The following is a 13,989-nucleotide window of genomic DNA, read 5'->3' on the forward strand; positions in this document are numbered from 1 at the left end:
GCGGGTTCCCGACGGTCCTCTGTTATGACACGTGTCGTCATCATCGGGGCCTACGGGAGCGCCGGGGTCGCCGTCGCGGACGCACTGGCCGACGAACCGGACGTCGAACTCGTCCTCGCGGACAACGGCGACCCCGGCGGCGGCCTCTGTATCCTCCGGGGCTGTATGCCATCGAAGGACGTCTACTCCGCCGCCGCCCACCACTACCAGACGCGCGTCGACGACCGACTCCCCGGTGACCCTCCCGACGTCGACCTCGAACGGGTCGTGGCGACGAAAGACGAACACGTCTCGACGTTCGCGGCCCACCGACGGGCCGCCGTCGACGACCTCGCCGACCGCGAGAACGTCACCTTCCGCCACGAGACGGCGACGCTGACCGGCGAAGGGACGGTCCGAATCGGCGAGGAGACGGTCGACGCGGACTACGTCGTCGTCGCCACCGGTTCGACCGCGAACGTCCCCGACCTCCCCGGACTCGACTCGGTTCCCTACCGGACCAGCGCGGACGTGCTCGACGCGACCGAGTTCGGCGACTCGGCGCTCGTGATGGGCTTTGGCTACATCGGCCTGGAGATGGTGCCGTATCTCTCGGAGGTCGGCGGGATGGACGTCACCGTCGTCGAACACGACGAGCGACCGCTCGACGAGGCTGACGCCCCCTTCGGCGACGAACTGCTCGACATGTACCGCGAGGAGTTCGACGTCGACGTCCTGACGAACGCGTACGAGCAGTCGGTCGCTCCCGTGGGGACCGGCGACACCGACGAGGCGGGAACCGCCGACCCGACGGACGAGGGCGTCCGTCTCACCTACGAACAGGGCGGTGAGGAGCGGCAGGTCGAGGCCGACGAACTGTACCTGTTCACGGGCCGTCGCCCCGCCCTCGACGGACTCGGCCTGGACGCGTGGGGTGTCGGAACCGACGACGAGTGGGTCGGTGCGACGATGCAGGCACGCGACGACGAGCGGGTGTTCGTCGTGGGCGACGCGAACGGCCGTGAACCCATCCTCCACGTCGCCAAGGAACAGGCGCAGGTCGCCGCCGCGAACGTCCTGCGCCACCGTGACGGTGAGTCGCTCGTCGAGTACCACAACACCCACCACCACGTCGTCTTCTCGGGGCTGTCGGTCTACCCCTACGCCCGCGTCGGCCACTCCGAGACGTCGGCGGCCGAAGCGGGTCTCGACGCGTTCAGCGTCACCCGCGAGGCGAGTTCCGACGGCGTCTTCAAGACCAAGGACACACCACGAGGCCTCGCTCGCCTCGTCGTCGGCGAGGACGGGACGGTGCTGGGCTACCAGGGCCTGCACTACCACGCGGACGTGATGGCGAAGACGATGCAGGTGGTCGTCGAGGGAGGCCTCGACGTCCGGACGGTTCCCGACCGCGCCTACCACCCCACGACACCGGAGATCCTGGACGGCCTGTTCCGCGAAGCGAAAGAAGAACTCGACGTACCGGACCCGACCGAACCGATCTGAAGTTCGCGCCGCGCGGTCAGTGGTCGACGTGGCCCGCTTCGACCGGTCGGCGGTCGTCGCCGGGGTCGTCCTCGCTCCCCGTGGCGGTCGTGCCGTCGAGTTCGGCGAGTCGGTCGAGGACGCCGACGAGTTCGCCCGCGTCGGGGTCGCGAGACGGTGCGAGGGAGACCAGTTCGTCGTCGACGAACTCCGCGAGCGCGATTTCGGGGAAGCGAACTTCGGTCCACGACTCGTCGGTGATGGCGCACTCACACTCCACCTCGCGGTAGATGCCGTCGAGCGAGTAGCCGTCGCGCTCCGCCCACCGCTCGATGCGTGCGAGTCGGTCCTGGACGTGCCGACCGTCGGCGGTTCGAGCGGTCGCCGAGGCGTGCCGGATGCGGTCGCCCCAGACGCGCACGTCGTACGCCCCGATGACTCCAGCGTCGAGGAGGTCGTCGAGTCGACGGACGACGGTGTCCTGCTGGCGATGCGTTCCACCCGGTGCGAGCGACCGAACGTACAGTTCGACGCGTCGCTCGCCGCTGTTGGTTGCTCCCATACTGTCCCTACTATGGCGACGAGTTGCATCGAACAAGAACTTTTCTCAGCGTGACGTGACTGACGAGCGAGACGTTATCTCCGTGCGACGCCGACACACGGTGATGACGGACGACTCGAACGAGACGACGGACGAGCACGCGTGTACGGCCTGCGAACGGACGTTCGAGAGCTCTGTGGCCCTCGAGAGACACGTCCACGACGTGGGACTCGTCGACTGAGTGACACCGACCGCCCGAACGCACCGCCCGAACGCGTCGGCCACGTGGTCGGACTACCCGCCGAGCAGTCGGTCGGCGAACGCGCGAATCGACGGCACTTCGAGCGTCGGCTCCCCGTCGAACGGCTCCCACGGCCCGTTCTCGCGGTTCAGCCAGACGCCCTGTAGCCCGGCGTGGGTCGCTCCCTGCACGTCCAGCCACAGCGCGCTCACGTGAGTCAGTTCCTCGGTCGGTTCGCCCACCTGCTCGGCCGCGTACTCGTACAGTTCCGCGGCGGGTTTGAACGTCTCCACTTCGTGAGCGCTGACGACGCCGTCGAGCAGGTCCCCGATACCGGCGTGTTCGACCATCGAGTCGAGCATCTCGGGGTTCCCGTTCGAGACGACGTGACACGGGTAGCCCGCGTCGTGCAGGCGCTCGATGCTCTCGCGGACGTCCTCGAACACGTCGAGTTCGTGGTAGGTGGCGAGGATGTCGTCGCGCTCCGCCTCGCTCACGTCGACGTCGTGGACGTCGAGGGCGTAGGTCAGGGCGTCGCGGTTCATCTCGTAGAACGGCTGGTAGGCGTCGACGTGGTTGGCGACGAGCGTGTACTCCAGCGAGCGCGCACGCCACAGTCGGGAGACGGGCGTCGGGTCGTCGACCCGGTCGGCGAGCGCCTGCTCGACCGAATCGACGTCGACGAGCGTGCTGTAGGAGTCGAACGTGACGGCGCTGACGCGGTCGGCGTCGAACATACGCGGACCACGGAGGCGAGGGGGATAGCTGTGCGGTCCGTCTGGCCCGAATCGCTCGTACCCCACGGGACGAGGCCGCGCGGACACCTCCGTCCTCGTTTCGTCCATCGGTGATTACTTGTCGACTGTCGTGGGAGTCGACGGTATGACCCGGACACGGAACGAGCCGTGGGCGTGGCTGTTCGGCCGGGACCGCCGTGTCACCGACCGGTTCCTCCTCGTGGTCGGAGCCGTGTACCTCGCGGTCGTCCTGTCGTCGCACGGTCTCGGAAGCGCGCCGACCGAACCGTTCCGCTCGTGGCGCTACTCACAGGGCGTGGTCGTCGCCGCAGTCGTCAGCGTGAGCGGACTCCACGGCTATCTCAACGACGGGCTCGTCACGGGCGTCGCACTCGCGTACGTCCTGCTGGTCGGCGTCGGTGCCGCGGGACTGGTTCGTGTCGGCGTCTCCCCCGAGTCGGGAGCGAACGCCTACGTCTACGTGCTGCTGGTTCTGCCGTTCGCGTTCGCGGCGGTGCTCGGGACCGCCGGATTCGTCGTCGGTGCTGGTGGCAGGCGACTCCTGAGGCGGGGTCGGGAGCAATCGCCCCCGTCACGGTGACGACGGCGACCCCGAGAGTGTGTCCGCTCCTCGCCAACCCGAGGGGAGGGTTTTACTCGGGGCGCTCGTCATCCCGACATGGACGTCAGACAGGTCGTCCCACGCGACGCCATCCCGAGCGTCGACGACCCGACCTACGAAGCGACGTACGACGGCGACAGCGACGACGAGGTCATCGTCGTCGAGGGGGCCCCGACTCGCGCGTACCCGGTTCGCTACCTCCACTACCACGAAATCGTCAACAGCGAGGTCGAACGCGACGACGAGCGCGTCCCCATCGCCGTCACGTGGTGTCCGCTCTGTGGCAGTGCCGTCGTCTACGACCGCCGGGTCGAGACCGACGACGGGGTCCGCGAACTCACCTTCGGCGTCTCGGGGAAACTCGCCGACGACGACCTGGTGATGTACGACCGCGAGACGGAGTCGGAGTGGAAACAGTCGCTCGGGACGGCCATCGCCGGGCCACTGGCGGGAACCGACCTCGACGTGCTGCCCGCCGCGCTCGTGTCGTTCGAGCGGTTCGCCGCGGAGTACGCGCTCGACGACGGAGCGGACGTCGGGGACGGCCGCCCACGCGGCGAGGTGCTGGCCCCACCGGGTGGGGCGAGCGAGGCCGCGAGCGACGGCGACGACCCGGCCCCCATCGACTACGACACGGGACCGTACGAGCGCTACTTCGAGGTGGACGGCTTCGGACTGGCCGCCCACCGAGAGACCGGTTCGGGCCGCGAGTGGGGCCGCGAGGACCTGGCACCCAAAGCCGTCGTCCTCGGACTGGAACGCGACGGGGAGGCCCTCGGGTTCTCAGAGGGTCGCGTCGAGACGGCCGGTGGCGTCGTGCAGGCCACCGTCGGCGACGAGTCGGTCGTCGTGTTCGCCAGCGAGGGACTCCACGCGTTCGCGGACCCCGGCTACGCGTTCACGGTCGACGATGACGGTCGGGTCACGGCCGACGGGACGACCTGGAACCCCACGACGGGGGGACGCCGAGGACGGGCGGCGACTGGACCGACTCCCGGCCCGACGGCTGTTCGCGTTCACCTGGCAGGACGACCACGGTGCGGACGCGTTCTGGTCGGGATGAACGGCGTGCGGGGTCGGAGGACGGACCCTGCGTCGCCACGCGCGACGGACCGAGGGAGAGTCCCGCGTTCAGAAGGGGTTGACGTTGTGGTCGCCACAGACCGGGCAGACGGGTCCCTCGGTGGCCTCCGACTCGAACACCTCTCTACACGCCGAGCACTGATAGCGCGGCGTCGGCTCGCTTCCTCTCATGACGCGACTGAGTAGTCCCATGGTGCACCGACAGGTAGGTGACGAGGTGTGATAACGAGCCACGACCGTTGCGGTCGCGTTGCGACGGTTGCGACGGTTTCGGGCCGGGAACCGACCCGTTCCGTGACCGACTGAAGAGGTGACGCGTCGCCGCTACTGCTCGTCCGCGTCCAGCGCCTGCCACGAGAGCCGTGGCGAGCGTGCTGCGGACACCTGGTCGATACGACGTGCGGCGGTGTTCTCGGGTGCGCGTTCGATGGTGTCGACGTCCTCGTTCGCCACGGCGTCGAACGCGGTGGCGAGCTGGTCGAGCGACCGCCGGTTCTCGACTTCGGTCGGTTCGGTCATCAGCGCCTCGGAGACGGCCTCGGGCCACTTCGTCGTCGGCGGGTGGACGCCGTAGTCGAGCATCCGCTTGGCGACGTCGGCGGCGTCCTCGTCGGCGCTGGCGACGAACTCGTGGTGGAACGGCCCGAACGGGATGTCGTAGTCGATCTGTGAGGCGAGGTAGTTGGCGTTGAGGACGGCCTTCGCCGAGGCGTCCGAGAGGCCGACGTCGCCCAGCCGGGCGATGTAGGCGTAGGCGCGGACGAGCACCAGCCAGTTCCCGCCGTAGCCGTGGACCTTCCCGATGGAGTGCTCGGGGGCGTACTCCTCGAACCCGCCGTTGGTCTCGCGGACGTGCGGGTCCGGCAGGAACGCGGCGAGTTCGTCTGTGACGCCGACCGGGCCGGCACCGGGGCCGCCGCCGCCGTGGGGCGTGGCGAACGTCTTGTGGACGTTGTAGTGCATGATGTCGAAGCCCATGTCACCGGGACGGGCACGGCCGAGCAGCGCGTTCAGGTTCGCGCCGTCGTAGTAGAGCAGGCCACCGGCGTCGTGGACGAGGTCCGCGATGGCCTCGATGTCGCGCTCGAACAGGCCCAGCGTGTTGGGGTTGGTGAGCATCAGCGCCGCTGTGTCCTCGCTGACGGCGGCTTCCAGTGCCTCTACGTCGACGCGGCCGTCCTCCGCGCCGGGGAGCGTGACCACGTCGTAGCCCGCCATCGCCGCCGTGGCGAAGTTCGTCCCGTGTGCGGAGTCGGGGACGACGACCTCCGAGCGCTCGTCGCCGCGCGACTGGTGGTAGGCCTTGGCGACGAGGATGCCCGTGAACTCGCCGGCCGCGCCGGCGGGCGGTTGGAGCGTCACCGCGTCCATCCCACCGATACGCCCGAGCACGTCCTGCAGGTGATAGCGCAGTTCGAGCGTCCCCTGGCGGGTGCTGGCCGGACGGTCGGGGTGGGTCGCAGCCTTCGGGTGCCCCGCCACGTCGTCGGTGAACTTCGGGTTGTACTTCATCGTACACGACCCGAGCGGGAACGGCCCCGTCTCGACGCCGTAGTTCATCTGCGAGAGCCGTGTGTAGTGACGGGCGAGTTCGGGTTCCGACAGGTCGGGGAGTTCGACCGAGTCGCGGGTGAGGTGGTCGGGGAGGTCCGAGTCGACCTCGACCTCGCGGGTGTGCTTCTCCGAGAGCAGCGGTTCGTACAGTTCCTCCGAGTCGTCGGTCCAGCGTGCTTGCTCGTACTTCATGCGACGTCCTCCAGTGCTTCGACCAGCGCATCGCGCTGCGTGTCGTTGCGTTCGGTCGTACAGAGCTGAATCCGGTGCTCGCCGACGACGTGGACGGCGAACCCCTCGTCGGCGAGGTCCGAGGCGACGGCCGCCGCTGGCTGGTCGGTGTGGGCGACGAACTCCCGGAAGTGGTGGCGGTCGTAGACGGGTGCGCGCATCCCGCTGATGTCGTCGACGCGTTCGGCGAGGGCCGCCGCGGCCGTCACGCAGTCGTCGGCCAGGTCGACCAGCCCCTCCGGACCGAGCGACGCCGCGTGGATGGCCGTCCGCAGGGCGACCCACGCCTGGTTCGTACAGATGTTCGAGGTGGCGCGTTCCCGGCGGATGTGCTGTTCGCGCGTCTGGAGCGTCAGCGTGTACGCACGCATTCCCGCCGAGTCCTCGCTGGCCCCGACGAGTCGCCCCGGAACCTGCCGGAGGAACGACTCGTCGCAGGCGAACAGCCCCATGCCCATCCCGTCGGCGTAGCCGACGCCGAGCGAAGCGGCCTCGCCGACGACGACGTCCGCGCCGACGCTCGCGGGTTCCTGCAGGAGCGCGAGCGCGACGATGTCCGTCCCGAGACAGAACAGCGCGTCGTGGTCGTCGGTCAGGTCACCGAGGTCCGCGAGGCGTTCTTCGATGGTCCCGGCGAGCGTCGGGTTCTCGGCGTAGACCATGGCGACGTCCTCGTCCATCCGCTCGCGGAGGGCGTCGACGTCGACGTTCCCGTCGTCCATCGGGTAGGACTCGACGCGGAGGTCCGAGCCGTCGACGTAGTTCTCCAGCGTGCCGCGACGCCCCTCGTGGAGCAACTCGGGGACGAGCACGACGGCCCCCGAGACGCTGCGGACGCGAGTGGCGAGCGTCGCCGCCTCGCCGAGTGCGGTGGCGGCGTCGTACATCGAGCAGTTCGCCACGTCGAGACCCGTCAGTTCGACGAGCATCGACTGGTACTCGAACAGCGCCTGCAGGAAGCCCTGAGCGACCTCCGGCTGGTACTGCGTGTAGCTGGTGAGGAACTCCGAACGGTGGGAGATAGCGTCGACCAGCGAGGGGACGTAGTGGTCGTAGTGGCCGCGGCCGAGGAACTCGACGACGTCCTCGTTGCGCGAGAGGACCGTCTCGAGGTGGCGACGCGTGTCGCGTTCACTGCGTGCGGGGATGTCGAACGACCCGTCGAAGCGGACGGCCTCGGGGATGTCGAACAGGTCCTCCTCGCTGTCGACACCCAGTACGTCGAGCATCGCGGCCGTCTCGCTCGGCGTGTGCGGGGCGAAGGGACTGCCGTCGGGGGTGTGTTCACTACTCATGGTGTTGGAGAATCGGGCGTCCGTCGGCGGGACATCTGATGGGAGACACTACCGGGACGGTGCATATCATACTCTCGGTTAGCGTCCACGACCGGCCCGACGATGCGCGTTCGTGGATATCCCCGTCCGGAGCGCGTCCACGGAGGAGCGAGCGACGGCGGCCGGGTGCGGCGTGTCGTTACTCGACGTAGCGGTACTTGCGCTCGCCCATGCGACCCCAGCCGTCGAAGACGAACTCGTCGGCCGGCGAGGTGAACTCCTCGACGTCCTCGGCCTGCTTGTCGTGGTTGTGGACGTCGTGGACGCGCTCGTACTCCTCGAAGCTGATGTCCCTGCGTGCCTCGATCTGCTCGTCGATGGTGAGCGCCGCTATCTCTTCGGCCCAGTCCTCCTGGACGGTCTCGGCGTGAATCTCGGCCTGTGCGCCGGAGCCGTACGACCCGACGAGCAGACGCTCGCCCGCGAGGTCCTGGTCGGCTTCGAGCGCGGCCTTCAGCCCGCTCGCGCGGGCGATGTGGACCGACCCGGTGTACCAGTTGCCGACCTCACGCGAGATCTCGAGCGTCGGCGCGATGGTGTCGTCGTACCACGCCTGGTACGTCTCGGTCCCCTTCAGCTTGTCAGTGTACTCGCTGATGGCGTCGAGGTATGCCTCGTCGGAGTCGAACGCTTCGGGCCGGGGCTGGCGACCGATTTCGTCGGCCAACTGTTCCTCGATTTCGGTGTCACGGATCATGTGCCGGAAGCCGAGCAGGCCCGCCTTGCGGACCATGCCGGGGAACGGCGTGTGGAACGGGATGAGTTCGAAGTCGTCGGGGTGGGTGTCGCCGGCGACCGACTCGAAGTCCTCCAGCGCCTCGCGCATGCGTGCGAGGTACACCTGCACCGAACGCTTGCCGTCGACGCTCGGGAACTGCTGGTTGGGCTTGAGGAAGTCCGTCTCGTCGGCACTGCCGTAGCCCTGTTCGGTCGAGAGTTCGACGAGGTCCGGGTTCTCGCTGATGAGCATGGCGACCGCACCCGCACCTTGGGTCGCCTCGCCGGCGTCACCGCGGGCGTAGAGTGCCGTGTCGGTGGCGATGACGAGCGCGCTCCGACCGCGGTGGCGGCCCGCGCGAATCCAGTTGTACGCGTCGTCGAGGCTCTGGGTACCCGAGATGCAGGCGAACTTGCGCTCGCCCTTGTTGGCGTGGTGGAAGTCGCCGTCGAACACCTGTTCGAGACAGCCCGCGATGTACGTCGAGACGGGCTTGGAGTTGTCGAACGAGGACTCGGTGGCGACGTCGATACGGCCGATGTCCTGTGGCGACAGGTCACGGCGCTTCATCAACTGATAGGCGGCGTTCGCGCCCATCGTGACGATGTCCTCGTAGGTGTCGGGAAAGGAGGAGGCCGCGAGGCCGATACCCTTCGTATAGTACTCGGGGTCCTTGTCCTTGACCGGTGCGAGCGTCTCGGCAAGGTCGAACTTGAGCTTGCCGGTGTGGATCTCGATGGCGTCGATGCCGACGGCTGTCATTGCTGTGGGGGTAGTTCGTCTGGTATAAGTGTTTGACGACGACGAGTTCGTCGATTGTCGAACTACTGCGTCGACCGACCGAACCGTCGGCGACTCGGACGCGACGCTCGGTCGGTCCGGAGAGCCGAGCATCGAATCGCGCTTCGTCGGCCGTGGTGTCCCCGTCGAGGCGAGTTACTCGTCGTCTTCCTCGATGACTTCGGGGTCGCGCATCGCCTCGTAGAGGCTGTCGAGACCGTTGACCCACTCGGCGACGAGGCCGTACTCCATCTCCTCTAAGTCCATCTCGAACTCCTCGCCGTCGAGGATGAGCGTCCCCGCCTGCACGCAGTGGACGTGGGCGGTGTCGAGGTCCTCCTCGGTCTCGGCGGCCTGCGCGGCCTCGACGTGCTGCTGGATGTCTCCTTCATCGGCGGGACCGGCCGCGACGTACTCCTGTGCGGAGTGGAAGACACAGACCATCGCGGTCTGGACGGCGTCGACGAGCATCAGCGTGTCCTCGTCGTCGAACTGGTCGATTTCGGTGAGGACGATGGCGCTGACGTCTTCGAGTTCGCCCATCGCCTCCTCCTGGGAGAGGTGGTCGTCGTCGTACGCCGAGACGATCTTGGCGACGGCGATGACGACGTCGTCCTGCATGTTCAGGCGCAGGCGCGCGGAGTCCTCGTCTTCGAGGTCGACACCCTCGTCGTCCAGTCTGTCGAGCCAGTTCTGCCATCGTTCGTCGGTGTAGAACTCGCCTTCGGGAGTGCTCATATCTCTCACCTACGACCGACTGCTGATATTCCTTTTCGTTGTTCGGATGCGGACGCCACCCGCTGTCTCACGAGAGCGTGCCACGAGTGTCGATACCGTACACCAGGCGAGGCGTCTCGACGTGCGCCCGCTCCAGCGCCTCGTCGTAGCCCTCCTCGCGGAGCCACCGCGTCCGCCGTGGAACCGTCTTCGGGCCGAGCACCGCGCCCGGCCGGTCCGGGTCGTCGATGAAGTCCGTCTCCATCATGAACGGGACGTCGCGCTCGATGGCCCGCACGAGTTCCTCTTTGTCCGCGAGCACGCTCGGTGTCGGTCCCTCGACCCCGCCCGTCGAGTAGTGCTTGACGACGTGCTCGCGGGCCATCCCCTCGTGCTCGGCCCACCGTGCGACCTGCTCGAACTCCTCGCCACCCTCGGTGTGGAGTTGGACCGCGCAGTCCTCACGCGCGCCCAGCGCGAACGCGTGGCGCATCACGTCGTTCGACGCGTCCCACACCGCCTCGTCGACGTCGTAGTGTGGTCGACCCGACTTGACGGCGAGAGCGTCGCCCGACGAGACGTACTCGGCGGCGACGTCCAGTCCCGTGCACATCAGGTCCCGAGCGGCCTCGGGCGAGAACCCTCGTTCGACGAGTTGCGAGACGAGCGCCGGGTGGACGCCGAGGACGGGCCACGCCTTCCCCGGAAGGACGTCGTTCGAGTCGGCCACCACGTCGAGCGTGTGGTCGTAGGCGACCCGGAAGTCGTCGGCGTCGCTCACCTGCACGTCGTAGTGCCAGGAGGGCTTGTTGAGCACGAGCAGGTGGGTGCCGCCGTGGTCGGCGAACGCCTCGGCCGCCTCCACCCCCCGACCGTTCACCGGGTCGAGGTGGAGGTGGTCGTCGAGGACGGGGTCGACGTCGTTCATGTACGGTGGTGTGAGCCCGGCCGGCAAAACGAGGGCGGTTCGGCGGCGAGTTCCGAGCGGTCAGTCCGGCGTTCACCCACGAAGCCCGGTCGAGACGAGCACACAGCCGACGACGAGCAGGCCGCCGGCGACGACGGTGACGGCGTCGACGCCGTAGTCCGCGGCCAGCACGAGGAACACCGCCACGAGCGAGAGTTGGACGCCGGCGATGGCTCGCCGTCCCGAGGGCTCGACGCTCATCGGTCGTCTCGCTCCCACTCCTCGCGCAGGAGTCCGTACCAGAGCATGTCGTGGTACGCCCCCCGGAACCACGCCGCCTCGCGCTGTGTCCCCTCGCGTTCGAACCCGAGCGATTCGAGCAGCCCCACCGACGCGTCGTTGAAGCTCCCGACACGCGCCGTGATACGCCGGAGGTTCCGGTCCTCGAAGGCGTACCGGACCATCCGACGCGCGGCGTCCGACCCGTAGCCCTCTCCGTGGTGGTCGGGGTGGAGCCAGTAGGCGAGTTCGGCGTTCCGGGCACGCGCCGTCTCGCTCGGCCCGTACTCCGAGCCGGTGAGCGTGACGATGCCCAGCGGCTCCTCGTCCAGACACACGAGACAGTGGACGCTCTCCTCGTTCGAGAGGACGTCCTCGAAGAACTCCGTCCCGAGTTCCTCGTTCATCGGGTTCACGTCGAGAGCGGGTCGCCAGACGCGTGGGTCGTTCATACAGCGCTGGACGAACGGGACGTCCTCCCGTTCGGGTGGCCGGAGGGTCACGCGGTCGGCGTGCAGGAAGACTGGACCGGGCATGACTCGGCGTTCGCTCCCTCAGGTAAGTGCTTTTCCGAACCGTGAGGCCGGAACGCGCCTCAGTCGCCGATGGTGACCGACTCGTGGGCCGTCCGCTGGAGGGCGTCCGAGCGGCCGTGGGCTCCCGGCGCGATGGCGAGCGTCGTCACGCCGCGACGGGCGGCGACTTCGAGGGCGGGCTTGAAGTCCATGTCACGGGAGGCGATGGCGAGCACGTCGAACTCGCCGGCGACCGATCCCGCGACGGCGTCCACGGCGAGTTTCACGTCCACGTCGCCGCTCGTCGTCAGCACCTCGAAGCCGTGGGCCTCGGCGGCCTGAATCAGCCCTGCAGGGGCGTGCTCGTTCAGATAGAGTCGAGCGACGGCGACCCGACCACGCTCCTCGGCGACCCGTCGGAGGTCCGCGAGGTCGACGTCGAACTCGTCGCGGAACACGTTCGGTCCGTCCACGAACAGTCCGACCGAGCGTTCGTGGTCGTCGGCTATCGGGACGAGACGCTTCAGGAGCCCGCTCACGAGCGTCTCTCGTCACCCTCGCCGAAAGCAGTACCGATTCGAGAGCCGACGCACCATTCAGATATGTGCTCCAAAGTGTAATTTTTTAGGTTAATTTTGAGATAATAAGATTGAAATAGCGTCTCGTGTCATGAGTAGTCGCATGGGAGAAGATAACACGTTCGACCGTCGCATGTTCCTGCGCCTCACGGGGCTCGCAGGCGCTGCGGGTCTGACTGGTATGGCAAGCGCGACCCCCGGACGCGAACCTGGGGCGAAAGCGGACGAACTCCTCGTCGGCGTCACCGGGACGAAAGACGTCAAGGAGACCATCGGCCTGCCGAAGCAGGCGAAGATGGTCCACGTCAACGAGACGCTCGGCTACGCGGCCGTCCAGTTCCCCGGCAAGGGCAACGCGAAGGCCCGCGAGAACTTCATGGAGGCGATGCAGAAGAAGAGCGACGTGAAGTACGTCGAGGAGAACGCGACGTTCCAGTCGCTCCAGGTGCCCAACGACCCGCGGTTCGGCGACCAGTACGCCGACCAGCAGGTCAACGCCCCCGAGGCGTGGGACACGACGTTCGGTGACTCGGGCGTCACCGTCGCCGTCGTCGACCAGGGTGTGAAGTACGACCACCCGGACCTCGACGGCAACATGGCGTCGAACCCCGGCTACGACTTCGTCGACGACGATTCGGACCCGTATCCGGACTCGCTCGCGGACGAGTACCACGGCACGCACGTCGCCGGTATCGCCGCCGCCGAGACCAACAACGGCGAGGGCGTCTCCGGCATCGGGAACTCCAGCATCATCTCGGGGCGGGCGCTCTCCGAGCAGGGCTCCGGGTCGACGTCCGACATCGCCGACGCCGTCCAGTGGGCGGCCGACCAGGGTGCGGACGTCATCAACCTCTCGCTCGGTGGCGGTGGCTACACCAACACCATGAAGAACGCCGTCAGCTACGCGACGAACAACGGGGCGCTCGTCGTCGCCGCTGCGGGGAACGACTCGGGCCAGCCCGTCTCGTACCCCGCGGCGTACTCCGAATGTCTCGCCGTGTCCGCGCTGGACCCCGACGAGACCATCGCCAGCTACTCCAACGTCGGCTCGGAGATCGAACTCGCCGCACCGGGGACGAACGTCCTCTCGACGTGGTCCGACGACGGCTACCGCAAGATCTCGGGCACCTCGATGGCGACACCCGTCGTCGCCGGGGTCGCCGGCCTCACGCTGGCCGCCCACGACCTCACGAACAGCGAACTCCGCAGTCACCTCAAAGCGACGGCCGTCGACGTCGGCCTCCCGGCCGACGAGCAGGGTAGCGGTCGTGTCGACGCCGGGAACGCGGTCACCACGACGCCCGGTAGCGGCGGCGGTGGCGGCGACGACGGTGGCGACGGCGGCGGCGGCGGTGGCGGTGACTCCACGTCGGCCAGCGCCGACGGGTCGCTCGCTGGCTACTACGACGACATGTGCTACAACTACGGGTTCAGCTACTCCAGTCCGAGCCAGGTCGTCGTCGAACTCGACGGCCCGTCGGACGCCGACTTCGACCTCTACGTCAGCGACGGCACGGGTAGCTGTCCGACCACGTCGAGCTACGACTACCGCTCGTGGACGACGAACAGTCAGGAGACCATCACCATCGACAACCCCGACACGTCGACGGACCTCACCATCCTGGTGGACTCTTACAGCGGCAGCGGTTCGTACACGGTCACCATCACCGAGTACCAGTAGTCGCGCC

Annotated in this window: 13 protein-coding genes and 1 pseudogene; 4 read left to right on the forward strand and 10 right to left on the reverse strand. The window is 68.0% G+C overall.

Going from position 1 to position 13,989, the window contains the following annotated elements:
* Positions 1-24: 24 nt before the first annotated feature.
* A complete protein-coding gene (locus tag GQS65_RS14975) occupies positions 25-1,485 on the forward strand; it encodes an FAD-dependent oxidoreductase (RefSeq protein ID WP_158205440.1) in 1,461 nt (486 codons plus the stop codon).
* 16 nt (positions 1,486-1,501) lie between these two features.
* On the opposite strand, the gene GQS65_RS14980 is transcribed toward GQS65_RS14975, so the two are convergent.
* On the reverse strand, positions 1,502-2,026 hold the full coding sequence (locus GQS65_RS14980) for an HTH domain-containing protein (protein WP_158205441.1): 525 nt from the start codon (positions 2,024-2,026) through the stop codon (positions 1,502-1,504).
* Positions 2,027-2,299: 273 nt separating this feature from the next.
* Positions 2,300-2,983, reverse strand: a complete 684-nt coding sequence (locus GQS65_RS14985; RefSeq protein WP_158205442.1) for a haloacid dehalogenase type II — start codon at positions 2,981-2,983, stop codon at positions 2,300-2,302.
* A 145-nt stretch (positions 2,984-3,128) separates the two neighbouring features.
* Here GQS65_RS14985 and GQS65_RS14990 point away from each other — a divergent pair, with 145 nt between their 5' ends.
* Together GQS65_RS14990 and GQS65_RS14995 are read left to right on the forward strand one after the other, a co-directional pair.
* Entirely contained in the window at positions 3,129-3,584 is a 456-nt protein-coding gene (locus GQS65_RS14990) for a hypothetical protein (protein ID WP_158205443.1), read from the forward strand.
* A gap of 78 nt (positions 3,585-3,662) precedes the next feature.
* Positions 3,663-4,668: pseudogene (locus GQS65_RS14995) on the forward strand (DUF3179 domain-containing protein).
* Positions 4,669-5,012: 344 nt separating this feature from the next.
* Here the strand turns inward: GQS65_RS14995 and gcvPB are convergent.
* From gcvPB to GQS65_RS15035, 8 genes are all read right to left on the reverse strand, one after another.
* Positions 5,013-6,434, reverse strand: a complete 1,422-nt coding sequence (gene gcvPB / locus GQS65_RS15000) for an aminomethyl-transferring glycine dehydrogenase subunit GcvPB (RefSeq protein WP_158205444.1) — start codon at positions 6,432-6,434, stop codon at positions 5,013-5,015.
* Positions 6,431-7,768, reverse strand: a complete 1,338-nt coding sequence (gene gcvPA, locus GQS65_RS15005; protein ID WP_158205445.1) for an aminomethyl-transferring glycine dehydrogenase subunit GcvPA — start codon at positions 7,766-7,768, stop codon at positions 6,431-6,433. The genes gcvPB and gcvPA overlap by 4 nt, the downstream gene beginning before the upstream one ends.
* 178 nt (positions 7,769-7,946) lie before the next feature.
* A complete protein-coding gene (gene hmgB / locus GQS65_RS15010; protein WP_158205446.1) occupies positions 7,947-9,287 on the reverse strand; it encodes a hydroxymethylglutaryl-CoA synthase in 1,341 nt (446 codons plus the stop codon).
* Positions 9,288-9,461: 174 nt separating this feature from the next.
* Positions 9,462-10,043, reverse strand: coding sequence for a DUF2150 family protein (locus tag GQS65_RS15015; RefSeq protein WP_158205447.1), 582 nt, complete (start codon positions 10,041-10,043; stop codon positions 9,462-9,464).
* Between the two features lie 67 nt (positions 10,044-10,110).
* Positions 10,111-10,950, reverse strand: a complete 840-nt coding sequence (locus tag GQS65_RS15020; RefSeq protein ID WP_158205448.1) for a TatD family hydrolase — start codon at positions 10,948-10,950, stop codon at positions 10,111-10,113.
* Between the two features lie 72 nt (positions 10,951-11,022).
* Entirely contained in the window at positions 11,023-11,190 is a 168-nt protein-coding gene (locus GQS65_RS15025) for a hypothetical protein (protein WP_158205449.1), read from the reverse strand.
* Positions 11,187-11,744 (reverse strand): GNAT family N-acetyltransferase, encoded by a 558-nt coding sequence (locus GQS65_RS15030; protein ID WP_158205450.1) that lies wholly within the window; start codon positions 11,742-11,744, stop codon positions 11,187-11,189. The genes GQS65_RS15025 and GQS65_RS15030 overlap by 4 nt, the downstream gene beginning before the upstream one ends.
* A gap of 59 nt (positions 11,745-11,803) precedes the next feature.
* On the reverse strand, positions 11,804-12,262 hold the full coding sequence (locus GQS65_RS15035) for an NYN domain-containing protein (RefSeq protein WP_368280259.1): 459 nt from the start codon (positions 12,260-12,262) through the stop codon (positions 11,804-11,806).
* Positions 12,263-12,404: 142 nt separating this feature from the next.
* Here GQS65_RS15035 and GQS65_RS15040 point away from each other — a divergent pair, with 142 nt between their 5' ends.
* Complete coding sequence (locus GQS65_RS15040; protein ID WP_158205451.1) at positions 12,405-13,982, forward strand: S8 family serine peptidase; 1,578 nt, start codon at positions 12,405-12,407, stop codon at positions 13,980-13,982.
* Positions 13,983-13,989: the final 7 nt, after the last annotated feature.

Origin of the sequence: Halomarina oriensis, from assembly GCF_009791395.1 — an archaeon.
GTDB lineage: Archaea > Halobacteriota > Halobacteria > Halobacteriales > Haloarculaceae > Halomarina > Halomarina oriensis.

What these genes read in the sequence shown, in the direction of transcription:
- GQS65_RS14985 (WP_158205442.1), bottom strand. Translation starts at nt 2,983, where the DNA reads ATGTTCGACGCCGACCGCGTCAGCGCCGTCACGTTCGACTCCTACAGC.
- GQS65_RS15030 (WP_158205450.1), bottom strand. Translation starts at nt 11,744, where the DNA reads ATGCCCGGTCCAGTCTTCCTGCACGCCGACCGCGTGACCCTCCGGCCA.
- GQS65_RS14975 (WP_158205440.1), top strand. Translation starts at nt 25, where the DNA reads ATGACACGTGTCGTCATCATCGGGGCCTACGGGAGCGCCGGGGTCGCC.
- GQS65_RS15040 (WP_158205451.1), top strand. Translation starts at nt 12,405, where the DNA reads ATGGGAGAAGATAACACGTTCGACCGTCGCATGTTCCTGCGCCTCACG.
- GQS65_RS15020 (WP_158205448.1), bottom strand. Translation starts at nt 10,950, where the DNA reads ATGAACGACGTCGACCCCGTCCTCGACGACCACCTCCACCTCGACCCG.
- gcvPB (WP_158205444.1), bottom strand. Translation starts at nt 6,434, where the DNA reads ATGAAGTACGAGCAAGCACGCTGGACCGACGACTCGGAGGAACTGTAC.
- GQS65_RS14990 (WP_158205443.1), top strand. Translation starts at nt 3,129, where the DNA reads ATGACCCGGACACGGAACGAGCCGTGGGCGTGGCTGTTCGGCCGGGAC.
- gcvPA (WP_158205445.1), bottom strand. Translation starts at nt 7,768, where the DNA reads ATGAGTAGTGAACACACCCCCGACGGCAGTCCCTTCGCCCCGCACACG.
- GQS65_RS15025 (WP_158205449.1), bottom strand. Translation starts at nt 11,190, where the DNA reads ATGAGCGTCGAGCCCTCGGGACGGCGAGCCATCGCCGGCGTCCAACTC.
- hmgB (WP_158205446.1), bottom strand. Translation starts at nt 9,287, where the DNA reads ATGACAGCCGTCGGCATCGACGCCATCGAGATCCACACCGGCAAGCTC.
- GQS65_RS14980 (WP_158205441.1), bottom strand. Translation starts at nt 2,026, where the DNA reads ATGGGAGCAACCAACAGCGGCGAGCGACGCGTCGAACTGTACGTTCGG.
- GQS65_RS15015 (WP_158205447.1), bottom strand. Translation starts at nt 10,043, where the DNA reads ATGAGCACTCCCGAAGGCGAGTTCTACACCGACGAACGATGGCAGAAC.